The sequence below is a fragment of the Pseudomonas sp. LBUM1661 genome, from assembly GCF_059695925.1.
Map to the genome: position 1 here is coordinate 1,646,250 of NZ_CP166794.1, position 16,016 is coordinate 1,662,265.

The 16,016-nt window shown below is 58.6% G+C and carries 16 protein-coding genes and 1 pseudogene; 7 read left to right on the forward strand and 10 right to left on the reverse strand.

Annotation, left to right across the window (positions count from 1 at the left end; genetic code table 11):
* Positions 1 to 185: 185 nt before the first annotated feature.
* The 4 genes and pseudogenes from ACA057_RS07465 to ACA057_RS07480 form a co-directional block, all read right to left on the reverse strand.
* Positions 186 to 2,018, reverse strand: coding sequence for an ABC transporter ATP-binding protein (locus ACA057_RS07465; protein ID WP_497347137.1), 1,833 nt, complete (start codon positions 2,016 to 2,018; stop codon positions 186 to 188).
* Between the two features lie 92 nt (positions 2,019 to 2,110).
* A complete protein-coding gene (locus ACA057_RS07470; protein WP_497347139.1) occupies positions 2,111 to 2,668 on the reverse strand; it encodes a peptidylprolyl isomerase in 558 nt (185 codons plus the stop codon).
* Between the two features lie 3 nt (positions 2,669 to 2,671).
* Positions 2,672 to 3,477, reverse strand: a pseudogene (locus tag ACA057_RS07475) (alpha/beta fold hydrolase).
* Between the two features lie 13 nt (positions 3,478 to 3,490).
* The gene (locus tag ACA057_RS07480; protein ID WP_059403995.1) at positions 3,491 to 4,414 is read right to left on the reverse strand and encodes a PA3225 family LysR-type transcriptional regulator; all 924 of its coding nucleotides are present in this window, start codon (positions 4,412 to 4,414) and stop codon (positions 3,491 to 3,493) included.
* Positions 4,415 to 4,463: 49 nt separating this feature from the next.
* Between ACA057_RS07480 and ACA057_RS07485 the strand changes: the two genes are divergently transcribed.
* The 3 genes from ACA057_RS07485 (at position 4,464) to ACA057_RS07495 (ending at position 6,735) form a co-directional block, all read left to right on the forward strand.
* Complete coding sequence (locus ACA057_RS07485; protein WP_497347141.1) at positions 4,464 to 4,781, forward strand: 3-phosphoglycerate kinase; 318 nt, start codon at positions 4,464 to 4,466, stop codon at positions 4,779 to 4,781.
* 150 nt (positions 4,782 to 4,931) lie between these two features.
* A complete protein-coding gene (locus ACA057_RS07490) occupies positions 4,932 to 5,531 on the forward strand; it encodes an FMN-dependent NADH-azoreductase (protein WP_059403997.1) in 600 nt (199 codons plus the stop codon).
* A 337-nt stretch (positions 5,532 to 5,868) separates the two neighbouring features.
* Entirely contained in the window at positions 5,869 to 6,735 is an 867-nt protein-coding gene (locus ACA057_RS07495; RefSeq protein WP_497347143.1) for a carboxylate/amino acid/amine transporter, read from the forward strand.
* Positions 6,736 to 6,841: 106 nt separating this feature from the next.
* On the opposite strand, the gene ACA057_RS07500 is transcribed toward ACA057_RS07495, so the two are convergent.
* Positions 6,842 to 8,140, reverse strand: a complete 1,299-nt coding sequence (locus ACA057_RS07500) for a mechanosensitive ion channel family protein (protein ID WP_497347145.1) — start codon at positions 8,138 to 8,140, stop codon at positions 6,842 to 6,844.
* A gap of 193 nt (positions 8,141 to 8,333) precedes the next feature.
* Here ACA057_RS07500 and ACA057_RS07505 point away from each other — a divergent pair, with 193 nt between their 5' ends.
* Positions 8,334 to 9,680 carry a DEAD/DEAH box helicase gene (locus ACA057_RS07505; RefSeq protein WP_497347147.1) on the forward strand — a complete coding sequence of 449 codons (1,347 nt, stop codon included), beginning with the start codon at positions 8,334 to 8,336 and terminating at the stop codon, positions 9,678 to 9,680.
* A 69-nt stretch (positions 9,681 to 9,749) separates the two neighbouring features.
* Here ACA057_RS07505 and ACA057_RS07510 read toward each other — a convergent pair whose 3' ends face one another.
* Both ACA057_RS07510 and ACA057_RS07515 read right to left on the reverse strand, forming a co-directional pair.
* The gene (locus ACA057_RS07510; protein ID WP_497347149.1) at positions 9,750 to 10,025 is read right to left on the reverse strand and encodes a hypothetical protein; all 276 of its coding nucleotides are present in this window, start codon (positions 10,023 to 10,025) and stop codon (positions 9,750 to 9,752) included.
* A 204-nt stretch (positions 10,026 to 10,229) separates the two neighbouring features.
* On the reverse strand, positions 10,230 to 10,964 hold the full coding sequence (locus ACA057_RS07515; protein ID WP_497347151.1) for a DUF899 domain-containing protein: 735 nt from the start codon (positions 10,962 to 10,964) through the stop codon (positions 10,230 to 10,232).
* Positions 10,965 to 11,141: 177 nt separating this feature from the next.
* Between ACA057_RS07515 and ACA057_RS07520 the strand changes: the two genes are divergently transcribed.
* On the forward strand, positions 11,142 to 11,531 hold the full coding sequence (locus ACA057_RS07520; protein ID WP_401358248.1) for a transcriptional regulator: 390 nt from the start codon (positions 11,142 to 11,144) through the stop codon (positions 11,529 to 11,531).
* 54 nt (positions 11,532 to 11,585) lie between these two features.
* Here ACA057_RS07520 and ACA057_RS07525 read toward each other — a convergent pair whose 3' ends face one another.
* From ACA057_RS07525 to ACA057_RS07535, 3 genes are all read right to left on the reverse strand, one after another.
* Positions 11,586 to 12,455, reverse strand: coding sequence for a DUF6279 family lipoprotein (locus ACA057_RS07525; protein WP_497347153.1), 870 nt, complete (start codon positions 12,453 to 12,455; stop codon positions 11,586 to 11,588).
* A 65-nt stretch (positions 12,456 to 12,520) separates the two neighbouring features.
* The gene (locus tag ACA057_RS07530) at positions 12,521 to 13,237 is read right to left on the reverse strand and encodes a TorF family putative porin (protein ID WP_497347155.1); all 717 of its coding nucleotides are present in this window, start codon (positions 13,235 to 13,237) and stop codon (positions 12,521 to 12,523) included.
* Between the two features lie 219 nt (positions 13,238 to 13,456).
* Entirely contained in the window at positions 13,457 to 13,645 is a 189-nt protein-coding gene (locus ACA057_RS07535; RefSeq protein ID WP_017337097.1) for a PFL_1563 family small protein, read from the reverse strand.
* A gap of 351 nt (positions 13,646 to 13,996) precedes the next feature.
* Here ACA057_RS07535 and ACA057_RS07540 point away from each other — a divergent pair, with 351 nt between their 5' ends.
* Complete coding sequence (locus tag ACA057_RS07540; protein WP_497347157.1) at positions 13,997 to 14,833, forward strand: CvfB family protein; 837 nt, start codon at positions 13,997 to 13,999, stop codon at positions 14,831 to 14,833.
* 192 nt (positions 14,834 to 15,025) lie between these two features.
* Positions 15,026 to 15,958 (forward strand): DMT family transporter, encoded by a 933-nt coding sequence (locus ACA057_RS07545; RefSeq protein ID WP_497347159.1) that lies wholly within the window; start codon positions 15,026 to 15,028, stop codon positions 15,956 to 15,958.
* Positions 15,959 to 16,016: the final 58 nt, after the last annotated feature.

A 16,016-nucleotide genomic window follows, 5' to 3' on the forward strand; every position in this document is an offset into this window, starting at 1 on the left:
GCCCACGGAGCAGGACCGGAGCGAGGGCATGCCGAGCCTAGGCGAGGCACCGAACGAAAGGGGCAAGAGCCCTTGGTTACTTGGGGCTTTTCCAAGTGACTCGCCGTAAGGGCGAAACCAATAGTCGCCATTACCGAAGAAACGGATATACCCCCAATCAACAATCAACAATCAACAATCAACAATCAATCAATCCCGACAAACCCCCCCGTCTGGTGCTGCCACAACCGCGCATACAACCCGCCATGCGCCAGCAATTCAGCATGGCTGCCCGTCTCGGCAATCCTGCCTTTCTCCAACACCACCAACCGATCCATCCGGGCAATGGTCGAAAGCCGGTGCGCGATGGCGATCACCGTCTTACCCTGCATCAACGTTTCAAGGCTCTCCTGAATAGCCGCTTCAACCTCCGAATCCAGCGCCGATGTCGCCTCGTCCATAATCAGAATCGGCGCGTCCTTGAGCAGTACACGAGCGATGGCAATCCGCTGCCGCTGGCCCCCGGAAAGTTTCACCCCGCGTTCACCCACGTGAGCATCAAAACCGGTCCGGCCTTCAGCGTCCGACAACAACGGAATAAATTCGTCGGCCCGAGCCTTGTGCACCGCTTCCCAGAGTTCGATGTCGGTGGCGTCAGGTTTGCCGTACAACAAATTGTCGCGGATCGAACGGTGCAACAGCGAAGTGTCCTGGGTAATCATGCCAATGCGCTCACGCAGGCTTTCCTGACCGACTTCGGCAATGTTCTGGCCGTCGATAAGAATGCGCCCGCCCTGCACGTCATACAGCCGCAACAGCAAATTCACCAAGGTCGATTTGCCGGCACCGGACGGCCCGATCAAGCCAATTTTCTCGCCAGGCTTGATCGTCAGGTTGAGGTCGCCAATGATCCCGCTCTTCTTGCCGTAGTGGAAATCCACGTGCTCGAAACGCACTTCGCCACGGCTGACCGCCAGCGGTTTGGCCTGCTCGCGATCAGTCACGCTGACCGGTTGCGAAATGGTCTGCAAACCGTCCTGAACCATACCGATGTTTTCGAAAATGCCCGTGACCACCCACATGATCCAGCCGGACATGTTGACGATACGAATCACCAGCCCCGTGGCCAGGGCAATGGCGCCCACAGTGATCAGTGACTGCGTCCACAACCACAGGGCCAGGCCGGTGGTGCCGACGATCAGCAAGCCGTTCATGCTGGTAATCACCACGTCCATGCTGGTGACCACCCGGCCGGCCAGTTGGGCTTTTTCGGTTTGTTCCTTGATCGCTTCGCGCGCGTATTGCTGCTCGAAATTGGTGTGGGCGAACAGCTTCAGCGTGGTGATGTTGGTGTAGCCGTCGACGATCCGCCCCATCAGTTTGGAGCGCGCATCGGAAGACACCACCGAGCGCTCCTTGACCCGTGGCACGAAGTAGTAGAGGGCGCTGATGAACGCAACGATCCAGGTCAGCAGCGGGATCATCAGGCGCCAGTCGGCCTCGGCGAACAGCACCAGCGAACTGATCGCGTAGATCAGCACGTGCCACAACGCATCAACCGCTTGCACGGCGGAATCGCGCAACGAGTTGCCGGTCTGCATGATGCGTTGGGCGATGCGCCCGGCGAAGTCGTTCTGGAAGAAATTCAGGCTCTGCTTGAGCACGTAACTGTGGTTCTGCCAGCGGATCATGCTGGTCATGCTGGGGCTCAGGGTCTGGTGCACCAGCAGGTCATGCAGGCCCACGAACACCGGGCGCAGAATCAGCGCCACCACGGCCATCCAGGCCAGTTCGATGCCGTGTTCCTTGAAGAAATTGACGTTCGGCGTGCCTTGGGCCAGGTCGATGATGCGGCTCAGGTAGCTGAACAGTGCCACTTCGATCAATGCGCCAAACAGGCCGACGATCAGCAGGACAGCGAAACTCGGCCAGACCTGCTTCAAGTAATAGGTATAGAAGGGGAGAACCCGATCCGGCGGAGCCGCCGTCGGGGCGTCGCGGAATATGTCGATCAGTTTCTCAAAACGGCGATAAAGCATCAGTTCTCCGCCCGCGCACGGGCTCTCCTTTAAGCACAATGAGCGGTGCCGGAAAAACCGGCGCCGCTCAGAACTCCCTGTTCAGCTTAGACTCAGTCGATGCGCTTGGCCGACTTGATGAACACCGGATCGGCCGGCACATCTTTCATGCCGCCACGGGTAGTGGTTTGCGAATTGACGATGACGTCCACCACGTCCATGCCTTTGACCACTTTACCGAACACGGCATAGCCATCACCGCTGTCGAGGAAGTCGTTGTCCTTGACGTTGACGAAGAACTGGCTGGTGGCCGAATCAGGGTTGGAGGTACGGGCCATGGACAGGGTGCCACGGACGTTATGCAAACCGTTTTTCGATTCGTTCTTGATCGGCGCCTTGGTTTCTTTCTGCTGCATTTGTTGCGTGAAACCACCACCCTGGATCATGAAACCCGGAATCACACGGTGGAAAATCGTGTTGTTGTAAAAGCCGCTGTCGACGTATTCAAGGAAGTTCTTGGTACTGATCGGCGCCTTGACCGGGTCCAGTTCGATTTCGATCTGACCATTGGTGGTGTCCAGCAGCACGTGCGGCGCCTTGGCGGGCGTGGCGGCCATCAGGTTGGCGGCAAACAGAACGGAGCCAGCGACGAGGGCGATTTTTTTCAGCATGGGTCAGTGATCCTGAGTGTGGTGGTGTCGACTGCGGTGAGAAACTCGAGCAGGGTTTGGTTGAAGCGTTCGGGTTGATCCAGCGGGGTGGCGTGGCGCGAATCGGCGATCACCACCAGCCGCGCATCGGGCAACAGTTTTACGTAAGTCTCTTTCAGCGAGACTGGTGTGTAGTCACGGTCGGCGCTGACAATGAGGGTTGGACAGGAGACCTTCGAAAGTCGTTCCTGAACACCCCAACCAACGATCGCATCGAAGCTGGCGAGATAAGCATGTTTGTCGTTTTTTGCCCAGCGCTCGGCCATCTTTTGTCGCAAATCCGCCTGTTCCGGTTTGGGGAACAGCTTGCCTCCAAGGGCCGTGCCGATGGCGCCGAGACTGAGGACACGCATCAGGCTCCAACGCTTGAACCACTGCCAATAGTCATCGCGGCTGCGCAGTTTGACCTCGGGCGCGCTGTTGACGATGCACAGGCTTTTGAGCAGTTGTGGCTGGTCCACCGCCAGTTGAAAGCCGATCATGCCGCCCATCGAAAGCCCTACATAATGTGTCGGGCCGAGGTTCAAATGCTCCATCAGGGCGATCAGGTCGGCGCTGAACCCGGCGATGCTGTAACGCTCGCGGGGTTTGTCCGAGCGACCGTGGCCACGCACGTCCGGGACGATCACCCGGTAGTGGGCCGACAGCGCCGGGATCTGCTTTTCCCAGTCCAGGGTGCTGGAACCTAGCCCGTGGACCAGCAGCAATGGCGTGCCGTGGCCATATTCCTCATAGTGCAGGTTGCAACCTTCGTGTTCGAAATAGGCCATGCATTACTCCATGTCAGGCTTGTTCAGGGGCGGCGAAAGGGGCATCCAGCGGCGCGGTGTCGAAGGTGCGCAGCAGTTCGATGAGAATCTGCGTGGCCGGGCCCAGCGGTTTGTCCTTGTTCGAGTACAGGTAAAAGCTCGGGTTGCGACTGCCGCCCTGATCCAACGGTAGCAGCTTGAGCGTACCTTCCTTGATTTCCCGTTCGATCATGTGCCGAGGCAACCAGGCAAAACCCAGGCCGCTGCTGACAAACGTCGCAGCGGTGGCCAGGCTGCCGACCGTCCAGCGCTGTTCCGCGCCGAGCCAGCCGACGTCCCGTGGCTGTTGCCGGCCGGAGTCGCGGATCACCACTTGCAGCTGGCTTTCCAGGTCCTGGAAATTCAGTTCGCGGTTGAGGCGATGCAGCGGATGTTCGGGGTGGGCGACCGCCACGAACTCGACGTCGCTCAATTCCGCGCCCAGATAGCCGGGGATGCTGAAACCGCTGATGGCCAGGTCGGCCACGCCTTCAAGCAAGACTTCTTCCACACCCGACAACACTTCTTCGCGCAGACGCACCCGGCAGCCACGGCTTTGCGGCATGAACGCGGTCAACGCGCGGACAAGGCGGGCGCTTGGGTATGCGGCATCGACCACCAGCCGCACCTCGGCTTCCCAGCCCTGTTCCATGTGGTGGGCCAGGTCTTCCAGCTGGCTGGCCTGTTTCACCAGTTGCCGCGAGCGGCGCAGCAGCACGCCGCCGGCTTCGGTGAGCACCGCTTTGCGGCCGTCGATGCGTAGCAGCGGCACACCGAGTTGGTCCTGCATGCGCGCCACGGTGTAGCTGACTGACGATTGCGAGCGGTGCAGCGCTTCGGCGGCCTGGGCGAAACCACCGTGGTCGACCACGGCCTGAAGCGTTCGCCATTGATCAAGGGTCACGCGGGGCGCTTTCATGAATAGCTCCTCTTGTCCTAAAGTGGCGGTCCCTATTGGAGACTGCTGAATGAAAAAATTCTGTTATGTGGTGCTGCTGGCGATGTTGCCGCTGACGGCGTTTGCCTATCCGATCGATGTGGAGAAGAATCTCAACGGCATGAAGATCGACTACAACACCTATGACACGGACAACGACATCGGCTCCATTCAGGTGAACAACTACGGCGACACCGATGCAAGCTGCAAAGTGGTCTTCAGCAACGGCCCGGAAGCGCCGCGCACTCGCAATATCGAGGTCGCGGCCGGCAAGCACAAAAATGCCACCGCCAAGTTCACCCGCTCCATTATCAAGCTGCGGATCAAACTGACCTGCACCCCTGCATGACTGAAAGCGGAGCCGTCCAACCGGGCACGCTCCGCTTATAAACGAATTTATTGATGGGTTATAGCAGTTATTTGCGCTTTTTCATCGATATGACTCTGTTTAACCTTCACTCCATCGCCTTACAGCATTCTCAGATGGAGCCTACATCCCATGTCACGCGTTCTGATCATCGAAAGCAGCGCCCGTCAGCAAGACTCGGTTTCCCGTCAACTGACCCAGACCTTCATCAGCCAGTGGAAAGCCGCTCACCCGGCCGACCAGATCACCGTTCGTGACCTGGCCGTCAACCCGGTGCCGCACCTGGATATCAACCTGCTGGGCGGCTGGATGAAACCCGCCGAACAGCGCAACGACATCGAACAGGCTTCCCTGGAACGCTCCAACCAATTGACTGACGAACTGCTGGCCGCTGATGTGCTGGTCATGGCTGCGCCCATGTACAACTTCGCCATCCCGAGCACCTTGAAAGCCTGGCTCGACCACGTGCTGCGTGCCGGTGTGACCTTCAAGTACACCGACACCGGCCCTCAGGGTTTGCTCAGCGGCAAGCGTGCCTACGTGCTGACCGCTCGCGGCGGGATCTACGCCGGCAGCACGGCGGATCACCAGGAACCCTACCTGCGTCAGGTCATGGGTTTCATCGGGATCCACGACGTGACGTTCATTCACGCCGAAGGCATGAACCTGGGCGGTGACTTCCAGGAGAAAGGCCTGAACCAGGCCAACGCCAAGCTTTCGCAAGTCGCTTGAGGCGTTAATCGCCAGATAATCGCTGGATGTTCAAGTGACCTGGCGCAACCCTTCAAGCCTGTACGCGCATCGACCTCCCTTTGCACTTGTTGCTCCTGAGTGCTGTAGCCCGATTGAACGCTTTAGCGAGATCGGGCTTTTTTTTGCCTGCGATTTGTTGGACTGGACAAGGACCTGTAGGAGCCGAGCTTGCTCGCGAAGGCGGTGTGTCAGCCAACATCAATGTTGCATGTGCCACCGTCTTCGCGAGCAAGCTCGGCTCCTACAGGGGGGCTGTGTGTTCTCGCGGTAACAGGTAAAAACCGCTATCGTCGCCGCCATTCGAAACGAGGCGAGCATGGGCTATCTACTTTTTGTCACGCTGATCCAGGCGTTTTCCTTCAGTCTGATCGGCGAATACCTGGCCGGTCATGTCGACAGTTACTTCGCGGTGCTGGTGCGGGTGCTGCTGGCGGGGCTGGTGTTTATTCCGCTGACCCGCTGGCGTCAGGTCGAACCGGCGTTCATGCGTGGCATGCTGCTGATCGGTGCATTGCAATTCGGGGTGACGTACGTTTGCCTGTACCTGAGTTTCCGCGTGCTGACGGTGCCGGAAGTGTTGCTGTTCACCATCCTCACGCCGTTGCACGTGACCCTGATCGAAGATGCGCTGAACCGGCGCTTCAATCCTTGGGCGCTGATTGCGGCACTGGTGGCGGTGATGGGCGCGGCGGTGATTCGCTACGACCGGATCAACCCGGATTTCTTCATGGGCTTCCTGCTGCTGCAACTGGCCAACTTCACCTACGCCGCCGGGCAAGTGCTCTATAAACACTTGGTGGCGCGCCATCCGAGCGACCTGCCGCATTATCGGCGCTTCGGTTACTTCTACCTCGGTGCCCTGGCGGTGGCGTTGCCGGCGTTTCTGTTGTTTGGCAAACAGAATTTCCTGCCCGAAGCACCGCTGCAATGGGGCGTGCTGGTGTTCCTGGGCCTGGTCTCGACGGCGCTGGGTTTGTACTGGTGGAACAAGGGCGCGTGCCTGGTGAATGGCGGGACGCTGGCGGTGATGAACAACCTGCACGTGCCGGTGGGGTTGTTGATCAATCTGCTGATCTGGAATCAGCACGAAGAGCTGGGGCGGTTGTTGCTCGGTGGTTCGGTGATATTGATGGCGGTGTGGATCAGCCGGTTGGGCATCCGTAAATCCCCAGCCACCGCATAACCCCTGTGGGAGCCAGCCTGCTGGCGATAGCGGAGTGTCAGTCGATATAGAGGTGACTGATACACCGCTATCGCTAGCAGGCTAGCTCCCACATTGGGTTTATGGGTTACATGAGGTGCTTCTGCTGCTCTGGAATGCTTGCCGAGCCCAGCACCGCTGGCAGCAACCCGGCCCTTAGATCCCCGCCACTGGGTTGCTGATAAAGGCTCAAGCCAAACTCCGGCAGCACCGCCAGCAGGTAATCGAAAATATCCCCCTGAATCCGCTCGTAATCGGCCCACACGGTGGTGCGGGTGAAGCAGTAGATTTCCAGCGGAATGCCCTGGGCGGTGGTCTGCATCTGGCGGACCATGCAAGTCATGTTCGGCTGGATCTCCGGGTGACTCTTCAAATACGCCAGCGCATAGGCGCGAAACGTCCCGATGTTGGTCATCCGTCGACGGTTGGCCGACATCGCCGCGACGTTGCCCTGGGCTTCGTTCCAGGCCTTGAGTTCGGCCTGTTTGCGGCTGATGTAGTCGGTCAACAGGTGCACCTGGGCCAGTTTCGACTCTTCGTCATCGCGCACGAAACGCACGCCGCTGGCGTCGATGAACAGGCTGCGCTTGACCCGGCGTCCACCGGACTGCTGCATGCCGCGCCAGTTCTTGAACGATTCGGACATCAGGCGCCAGGTCGGTATCGAAACAATGGTCTTATCAAAGTTCTGCACTTTGACCGTGTGCAACGTGATGTCGACCACATCACCGTCAGCGCCCACTTGCGGCATCTCGATCCAGTCACCGACCCGCAGCATGTCGTTGCTGGTCAGCTGCACACTGGCGACGAACGACAGCAGCGTATCCTTGTAGACCAACAGAATCACCGCCGACATGGCGCCCAGACCCGACAACAGCAACAGCGGCGAGCGGTCGATCAGCGTGGCGACGATGATGATCGCGCCAAACACGTACAGCACCATTTTTGCCAGTTGCACGTAGCCTTTGATCGAACGGGTGCGGGCGTGTTCGGTGCGCGCGTAGATGTCCAACAAGGCGCTGAGTAGCGCGCTGATGGCCAGCACCAGAAACAGAATGGTGAACGCCAGCGCCACGTTACCGAGGAAGATCAGGCTGGTCTTGCTCAGTTCCGGCACCAAGTACAGACCGAACTGGATCACCAGCGACGGCGTCATCTGCGCCAGCCGATGAAAGACCTTGTTATGCCGAAAGTCGTTGATCCAGTGCAGGGCCGGCTGGCGGCCGAGCAGTTTGGTGGCGTGCAGGATCAGGTAGCGCGCCACTCGTCCGAGGACCAGCGCAATCACCAGCAACACCATCAGCGCGAGGGTGGAATGCAGGAGCGGGTGCTGATCGAGGGCACCCCAAAGGTCTTGGACGTTGAGCCAGAGCTGTTTGATATCCATGGGCAAAAACGGTTCTTCTGTAGGACGCGACAGGGCGATTAGAGCATTTAAGACGGTCTGTATTACGTTTGGGGACAAATCAGGCAACAAAAAAGCCACTCTTTGCAGCCGTTTGTATAAAGAAACTCGGCCTTAGCGCTCGAAACCGTTACCCTATGCAGCTGTTTTTTTGTATTTCTTCGAGGTAGCACCCGTGTTTTCCCAATTCGCCCTGCACGAACGCCTGCTCAAAGCCGTGGCCGAGCTTAAATTTGTCGAGCCAACGCCTGTGCAAGCAGCGGCTATTCCGCTGGCGCTCCAAGGGCGTGACCTGCGGGTGACAGCGCAAACCGGTAGCGGCAAAACCGCGGCCTTCGTTTTGCCGATCCTCAACCGCTTGATCGGCCCGGCGAAAGTCCGCGTCAGCATCAAGACCCTGATTCTGCTGCCGACCCGCGAGCTGGCCCAGCAGACCATCAAGGAAGTCGAGCGCTTCGCCCAGTACACGTTCATCAAGTCCGGCCTGATCACCGGCGGTGAAGACTTCAAGGTCCAGGCCGCCATGCTGCGCAAGGTGCCGGACATCCTGATCGGTACGCCGGGCCGGATGATCGAGCAACTGAACGCCGGCAACCTCGACCTGAAAGAAGTCGAAGTGCTGGTCCTCGACGAAGCTGACCGCATGCTCGACATGGGTTTTGCCGAAGACGTGCAGCGTCTGGTGGCAGAGTGCACCAACCGTCAGCAGACCATGCTGTTCTCCGCCACCACCGGCGGTTCGGGCCTGCGCGAGATGGTCGCCAAGGTGCTGAACAACCCTGAGCATTTGCAGCTCAACAACGTCAGCGACCTGAACGCGACCACCCGTCAGCAGATCATCACCGCTGACCACAACCAGCATAAAGAACAGATCGTGAACTGGCTGCTGGCCAACGAGACCTATCAGAAGGCCATCGTGTTCACCAACACCCGGGCCATGGCCGACCGTATCTACGGCCGTCTGGTGGCGCAGGAATACAAAGCGTTCGTGCTGCACGGTGACAAGGACCAGAAAGACCGCAAACTGGCCATCGACCGCCTGAAGCAGGGCGGCGTGAAGATCCTGGTTGCCACCGACGTCGCGGCTCGCGGCCTGGACGTGGATGGCCTGGACCTGGTGATCAACTTCGACATGCCGCGCAGCGGCGACGAATACGTTCACCGCATCGGTCGTACTGGCCGCGCCGGTAACGACGGCCTGGCTATCTCGTTGATCTGCCACGGCGACTGGAACCTGATGTCGAGCGTCGAGCGCTACCTCAAGCAGAGCTTCGAGCGCCGCACCATCAAGGAAGTCAAAGGCACCTACGGCGGACCGAAAAAGGTCAAGGCCTCGGGCAAAGCCGTTGGCGTGAAGAAGAAAAAGGTCGACGCCAAGGGCGACAAGAAGAAAACCGGCGCCAAGGCCCCGACCAAGCGCAAGATCGCCAACCGCCCGAAGACCGACGCCCTGTCGCTGGTCAGCAAGGACGGCATGGCACCGCTGAAGCGCCGCAAGCCGGAAGCGCCGGCTGCTGAGTAAGCGCTGTAGCGATCCCATAAAAAAACCGGACTGATGTCCGGTTTTTTTATGTCTTTTGATCTTGCGTCTTTAACCCTCGGCCTTCTTCTCAGCCACCCCCAATTCCTTCAAGCGCTGATCAATCAACTGGCACTTGTCCGGCAAATCTTTGCTGGCGGTCCCCAGATCCATTTTCTGCAACTCAGCGTTGATCTCCTTGGCCTTGGCCGGATTCTGCTCGGTGAGCTTGGTGACTTCCTTGGCCAGTTGTTCGCGCTTGGCGGTGGCTTCCTCGGGCGTACAGGCCCAAACGGGCAGGGCGCAGGCGAGGGTGGAGACGAGGGTAAGTTTCAGCAGGGTTTTCATAGGGTGTGCCTCAGTTCCGGTTAAGGCGGGTTATCCGGTTGAGGGTTGGATGGGGGAAAAGTTCAGTGCCGGGGGTATTGGTGTTGAATGTCAGTCAGCCTTCGCGAGCAAGCCCGCTCCCACATTTGACCGAGTTGCTGGATAGCATGCGGTCAAATGTGGGAGCGGGCTTGCTCGCGAAGGCCGCGACTCGGTCTCTGCCGTCTATCCCCCATGGCAGCAGCTGGCCGGGGCTTTGTCATCATATCGATCGTGATGCTGCACCCATTCCATGATTTCCTCTTCATTGCGGCCCTTGGGCGTGAGGTCGAGGTAGTTGTAGGCACCTACCAACATGTCCAGGCCTCGGGCATACGTGGAATAGGTGTGGAAAATCTCACCGGCTTCATTGCGATAAAACACGCTGAGGCCAGGCAGTTCCTCTTCCGAACCGTCGGTTTTTTCGTAATTGTAGGTCGCCGTACCGGCAGCAACGTCTTCTGCGCGTGCCGAAACGCCAAAGTCATAGTTGAAGTCGCAGCCTGCCGACGATACCCAGTCGAATTTCCAGCCCATGCGCCGCTTGAACGCCTGGAATTCGGCAAACGGTGCGTGGGAAACCGCCACGACCGCGACGTCATGATGGGCCAGGTGCTGGTTGGCACCGTCGATGTGATCGGAGAGGAACGAGCAACCGGGGCAGCCTTCGTCCCAGCCATCGGCAAACATGAAGTGATAGATCACCAATTGGCTGCGACCACCGAACAGGTCGGCCAGTTTCAGTTCGCCGTTGGGGCCCTGGAAGCGGTAGTCCTTATCGATCTTCACCCAAGGCAACGCACGGCGTTCGGCACTGAGTTTGTCGCGCTCCCGGGTGAAGGCCTTTTCGTGGGCCAGGTGTTGCTTGCGGGCGGCGAGCCATTCTTCTCGGGACACGACGGGATGATTCTGAATGTTCATCGGGATTCTCCTGCAAAGTGCGGGGAGGTGGCTTACACAGCCTAGTCGTTTGACCTGTGCCCAATTCGACATACCGCCGGTCGGTGCTATTCAAAACCAAAGCTGAACGGCTACCCACGGCGTCGGTCACAACCTATGAAGGCCATCTTTCTCACGGGTACCGGAGGTTGAATCAGGATGACGACTTATAACTGGGATTTGATTGAGCGGTTGCTGCACGAGGTGCAGAACGGTGCAAGCAGCTTCACCCCACGGCCCTACGCCGAGCAGTACGCGGCGGAGAAAGCGTCGGAAGGTGAGGAGACTGAAAACCTGGATCACCTGAAAGCGGTGGCCGGCGAGTACGAAAAGTTACTGCTGGAACGCGGTTACATCGAGCCACGGCCCGAGGAACAGGGTGGCACCGGTTCGAACTACATCCTGACGCCTCGGGGCTCGAGTTTATTGAGCCTGATCGACAGCAGCATTCCGGGTAATGACCATCCGCGGCAGGTACTGGATGAGCAGGAAGATGCGCTGGATGAAGTGACGTTTGATCAGGTGGCGTCGAAAGCGCAGATCGCCTGACGCCCAATGTGGGAGCGAGCAAGCCCGCTCCCACATTGGATTGTTGTCGCTGGGTTAGCCTTGGTGTACGGCTTTCAAACACTTCAAATCGTTGAAATCCTTGCGCACGCCTTCGATTTTTTTCAGCAGCCGCTGGCGCTGTTCCGGTGTGCTCTCGGCCATCAAATCCACAAACAATCCTCGCGCCTGGGTTTCGGTGTTGGCGTAGGCCTGACGGTAAGCGGGCGTCCACAAACTCTCGCGATTGACCAGAAGCGTCTCGATTCGCTGTGGGAATTCCGGACTATGACGCTGGGCAACCGCTGCACTGAACTGCTTTTGCCAATGGGCGCGATTGGCAATCCATTGGGTATTCTGGTCGCCCAAGGCGCTCGACCACGCCGCAATCCGTAGTCGCTGGGTTGCGCTGAGCGGGCCAAGCCAGTCGGTCAAGCGCTTTTCCATACGCTCACCGCGCTGCTTGATCTGCTGGTCAAGCGACGGTTTGACGTAGTCTTCCTGGCGTTTGCGCTGGTCCTTGGCGAAGGCGTCGTTCATCTCCGCCACTTGCTTGTCATCCAGGCCCTGCAGCAACTCGATCGCCGATGGAGTGATTTCCCGCGCAGTCTGGGCGATGGCGGCTTTGGCTTCCTGAGTGCGGGTTTGCAGGCCCGCGTCGGTGACCTGATTGGTTTCCACCATCACCTGCAAGCGGTCCAGCCAGTCGAGGTAGCCCGGCAGTTGCGTGGTGCAGTGCCAGCTCAGGTGCTCCTTGAGGCGTTCGTTGAACCAGCCTTTCTGCTCGCCGTTCATGTCCAGGTAATCGCTGAGCGTCCACGGGATGATCACGTCGAGGTTGCGATAAGCCAGGCCCACACGGCTGCACGCGCCGAGCGCAAGACTGAGGGTGAGAACGACGGCGAGACATTTCAACCAGCGCGACATGGGCGAGTCCTTGCGAAAGCGTAGGTTCTCATGTGAACGCAGAATGATCCCGGCAGTTCAGCCGATCAATAAAAGGCGCGTTCGGCCTTGAGGGTCACCAGCCCGTCGCACTGGCTGTTGTGCCCCGAATAGGCGGAACAGTCGCTGCCGCTGAGGCTGGAACCACTGTAGATCAGGTCCAGGTCGACGCCCATGAACGGGCGGGAAAATTGCACCGACCAATCGGTGAAACTGCCGACATAGCCGCCGTCGACGGACACCGGCGTATTGAGCTGATGGGTGGTGTATTTCATGCTGATCCCGATGCCGAACGGCTGATTGCCACCGAGGTCGGCGAACACGGTGCTGTTCTGTTTGTCGGGGTCGTTACTGAACGCGGCGCCGAAACGGCTGCCCAGAAAGGTCAGGCCACCGAAAAGCTCCTGGCTGTCGAGGGTATCCACCTTCGGGTAGCTGTAACGGATCATGCCGACTTCGTAGCCGAGGGTATTGTCGAAAGGCTGTTTAAAGCCCATGTAGGAGTCGACTTCAAGGTTGGCCCCTGGCGTGAGCCCCATGCTCGGTGCCCACTGGCCCACGTAGAAGCCGCTTTCATGGCTCAGGTCGAGGCCACCGTGGAACGAGCCGGTGCTGGAGGGTTTGACCAGCCCTTGGGCCATGCTGCGGCTGGGCGTGGTGCCGAGTTTGAGATCGAAGTCACCCAGTTCACGCTGGAAAATTTGCGCGTTGGCGATCGAACACGACAGCAGGGCGGCGAGCAATACAAGAGAGGGTTTGAGCATGCGTCACTCCATTGACAGCGAGGCGCAGGTTGCGAAACCTGCCAAACGCTTGATCTAGACGTGTGCAAGCATACCGGCGAATGCTCGGCATCGAGGGCCGTTCGTCGATTTTTGAAATATTGATGTGTTTGGCGGGGTATTACGGGAGGGTTCCAGCCCAAGCGCTTCGAAGCTCAAAGCGCTTATGGACCAGGTAACGCGGGGGGATCTTGTAAAGCGTTACTTCTTGCCTAGCGTGATCTGCTTGGACGGGCCGAATGTCTGGCCGCTGACGCCTTTGGCAATTTGCTGGATCTCGCCACCGGACTTGAGGAACGCAGCAATCTGGTTGTTGATCGATTCGCTGGTTTCAACGGCTGGAGCTGGCTTTGCTTTGCTGTTGGATGCTTTTACACGCATGGCGGCCATTAACCTGTAGAAAATTAACTTGGCCAGGCATCGTACAGGAAATACTTGACAATTGCTTGGCAAATATCTCCCTGAAATAGCGGGCGCTGCACTCGATTAATCACTCCTTATTGTTCGAATTATCCGGCTAAGCTGCTGTTTTAAATAAGAACACCCGCCAGCAAAAAGCAAAAGCAGCTCGCCGAGGTCGTGCCAGGGGAGCCGGATCGGTCTGACGAGTGGCCGCGAGCCCGAGGATAAAATCCAGGAAAATTAAGGCCTTCGGCGGATTTTCCCACGCCACCGGGCTGGCCACCAAACACCGCCAGCAAAACCGGGTAGAATGCCGCCCACGCAATGAGGGTATTGGAAATGGCTTTAGTCGGGCGCTACAACAGTTTGCAAGTGGTTAAACACACTAACTTCGGTTTATATCTGGACGGTGGCGCGGACGGCGAAATCCTCCTGCCTAATCGTTATATCCCCAAAGATATTCCCAGCGAAGATGAAGATTGGCTCAACGTTTTTGTTTATCTGGACAGCGATGACAAACTCATCGCAACTACCGAAAAGCCGAAAGTTCAGGTCGGTGAATTCGCCAGTTTGAAAGTCGTTGAAGTCAACAGCATCGGCGTGTTCCTGGATTGGGGTCTGCCGAAGGATCTGTTGCTGCCGTACTCCGAAGAAAAACGCCAGATGACCGCCGGTGAGTACGTGGTGGTGCACGTCTACCTCGACAAGCACACCCGCCGCATCACCGCGACAGCGCGTCTGGACCGCTACCTGGACAAGACCCCGGCCAACTACACCCCTGGCCAGGAAGTTGATTTGCTGGTTGCTGAAGCCACCGATATGGGCTTTAAGGCCATCATCAACAACAAGCACTGGGGCTTGATCCACAAGAACGAAATCTTCAAGTTCATGCGCGCCGGTAAAGAAGAGAAGGGCTTTATCAAAGAAGTCCGCGCCGACGGCAAGATCAGCCTGAGCCTGCAACCGGTCGGCGAAGAAGCCGCCACCAGCCTGAACTCGAAGATCCTCGCCAAGTTGCGCGATAACAACGGCACGTTGCCGGTCAGCGACAAGAGCGACCCGACGGTGATCAGCAGTATGTTCGGTGTCAGCAAGGGCAACTTCAAGAAGGCGATCGGTGCGCTGTACAAGAACGGCCAGATCGTCATTCATGCCGACCGCATCGAGCTGAGCTGACCGCTCACCGGCCACGGCCGGATGACGCTGATGGCGATTTAAAGGTCTCCCTCGGGCTCTTTTTTCTGGCCAAGTGGTTAATAATCGACAGCATGATTTTTTCGCCCCGGCGCCGTTTGTTCAACAAGCAGGCCGGGGCTTTGCTTTTTACTGTCGAGTCCCTGCCATGGATTGTGTTGTCGAGGTTGTCCGGTGAGCGCCACCCGGCGTAGCGCCGATGGGTTTGCCCTGCAAGTGATGATCGGGTTATGCCTGATCTGGGGCGTGCAGCAGGTGATGATCAAGTGGGCGGCGCCTGACATTGCCCCGGTCATGCAGGCCGCCGGGCGGTCGGGCATTTCCGCGTTGCTCGTAGGATTACTGATCTGCTGGAAGGGGGGTTGGGATCAAGTCCCAAGTACGTGGCGCGGCGGCTTACTGGCCGGTGCACTGTTTGGCCTGGAGTTCTTCTTCATTTCCGAAGGCCTGCAACTGACTACGGCGGCGCACATGTCGGTGTTCCTTTACACCGCGCCAATCTTCACTGCATTGGGCGTTCATTGGCTGTTGCCGAGCGAACGTTTACGGCCCGTCCAGTGGCTGGGCATTTTCCTCGCTTTCGTCGGGATCGCCATCGCGTTTGCCGGTGGGGTGTCGTGGGACAACCTCGATCACCGCATGTTGCTGGGCGACGCACTGGGCGTGCTGGCCGGCGCTTCCTGGGGTGCGACCACGGTGGTGGTGCGTGCTTCGCGCCTGTCGGAAGCGCCGGTGACCCTGACGTTGTTCTATCAGTTGATTGTCGGTTTCGTCGGCCTGCTGTTGATCGCGATCGCCAGCGGTCAGGTCAGCCACGTGAGCCTGACCACCGTCGCGGTGGCCAGTGTGCTGTTTCAGGGTTTGGTGGTGTCGTTCTTCAGTTACCTGACGTGGTTCTGGCTGCTGCGCCGCTATCTGGCGGCGAACCTGGCGGTGTTCTCGTTCATGACGCCGCTGTTCGGCGTCACGTTTGGCGTGGTGCTGCTGGGCGAAAAACTGAGCACCAACTTCGTGATCGGTGCGGTGCTGGTGTTGCTCGGTATCACCTTTGTCAGCGCTGAGCAGTGGGTGCGCCGCCGTTTGCGCAAAGCGCTTGGCCAGGACTGATCGGGCGGCTTGAACTAACGGTCAGGTATTTTGATCAATTCAGTAACAGATCATTGCG

Coding starts and splice junctions, on each gene's coding strand:
- ACA057_RS07535 (WP_017337097.1), bottom strand. CDS start 13,645: ATGGCCGCCATGCGTGTAAAAGCATCCAACAGCAAAGCAAAGCCAGCT.
- ACA057_RS07500 (WP_497347145.1), bottom strand. CDS start 8,140: ATGGATATCAAACAGCTCTGGCTCAACGTCCAAGACCTTTGGGGTGCC.
- ACA057_RS07525 (WP_497347153.1), bottom strand. CDS start 12,455: ATGTCGCGCTGGTTGAAATGTCTCGCCGTCGTTCTCACCCTCAGTCTT.
- ACA057_RS07465 (WP_497347137.1), bottom strand. CDS start 2,018: ATGCTTTATCGCCGTTTTGAGAAACTGATCGACATATTCCGCGACGCC.
- ACA057_RS07485 (WP_497347141.1), top strand. CDS start 4,464: ATGAAAAAATTCTGTTATGTGGTGCTGCTGGCGATGTTGCCGCTGACG.
- ACA057_RS07490 (WP_059403997.1), top strand. CDS start 4,932: ATGTCACGCGTTCTGATCATCGAAAGCAGCGCCCGTCAGCAAGACTCG.
- ACA057_RS07520 (WP_401358248.1), top strand. CDS start 11,142: ATGACGACTTATAACTGGGATTTGATTGAGCGGTTGCTGCACGAGGTG.
- ACA057_RS07515 (WP_497347151.1), bottom strand. CDS start 10,964: ATGAACATTCAGAATCATCCCGTCGTGTCCCGAGAAGAATGGCTCGCC.
- ACA057_RS07480 (WP_059403995.1), bottom strand. CDS start 4,414: ATGAAAGCGCCCCGCGTGACCCTTGATCAATGGCGAACGCTTCAGGCC.
- ACA057_RS07510 (WP_497347149.1), bottom strand. CDS start 10,025: ATGAAAACCCTGCTGAAACTTACCCTCGTCTCCACCCTCGCCTGCGCC.
- ACA057_RS07495 (WP_497347143.1), top strand. CDS start 5,869: ATGGGCTATCTACTTTTTGTCACGCTGATCCAGGCGTTTTCCTTCAGT.
- ACA057_RS07540 (WP_497347157.1), top strand. CDS start 13,997: ATGGCTTTAGTCGGGCGCTACAACAGTTTGCAAGTGGTTAAACACACT.
- ACA057_RS07530 (WP_497347155.1), bottom strand. CDS start 13,237: ATGCTCAAACCCTCTCTTGTATTGCTCGCCGCCCTGCTGTCGTGTTCG.
- ACA057_RS07470 (WP_497347139.1), bottom strand. CDS start 2,668: ATGCTGAAAAAAATCGCCCTCGTCGCTGGCTCCGTTCTGTTTGCCGCC.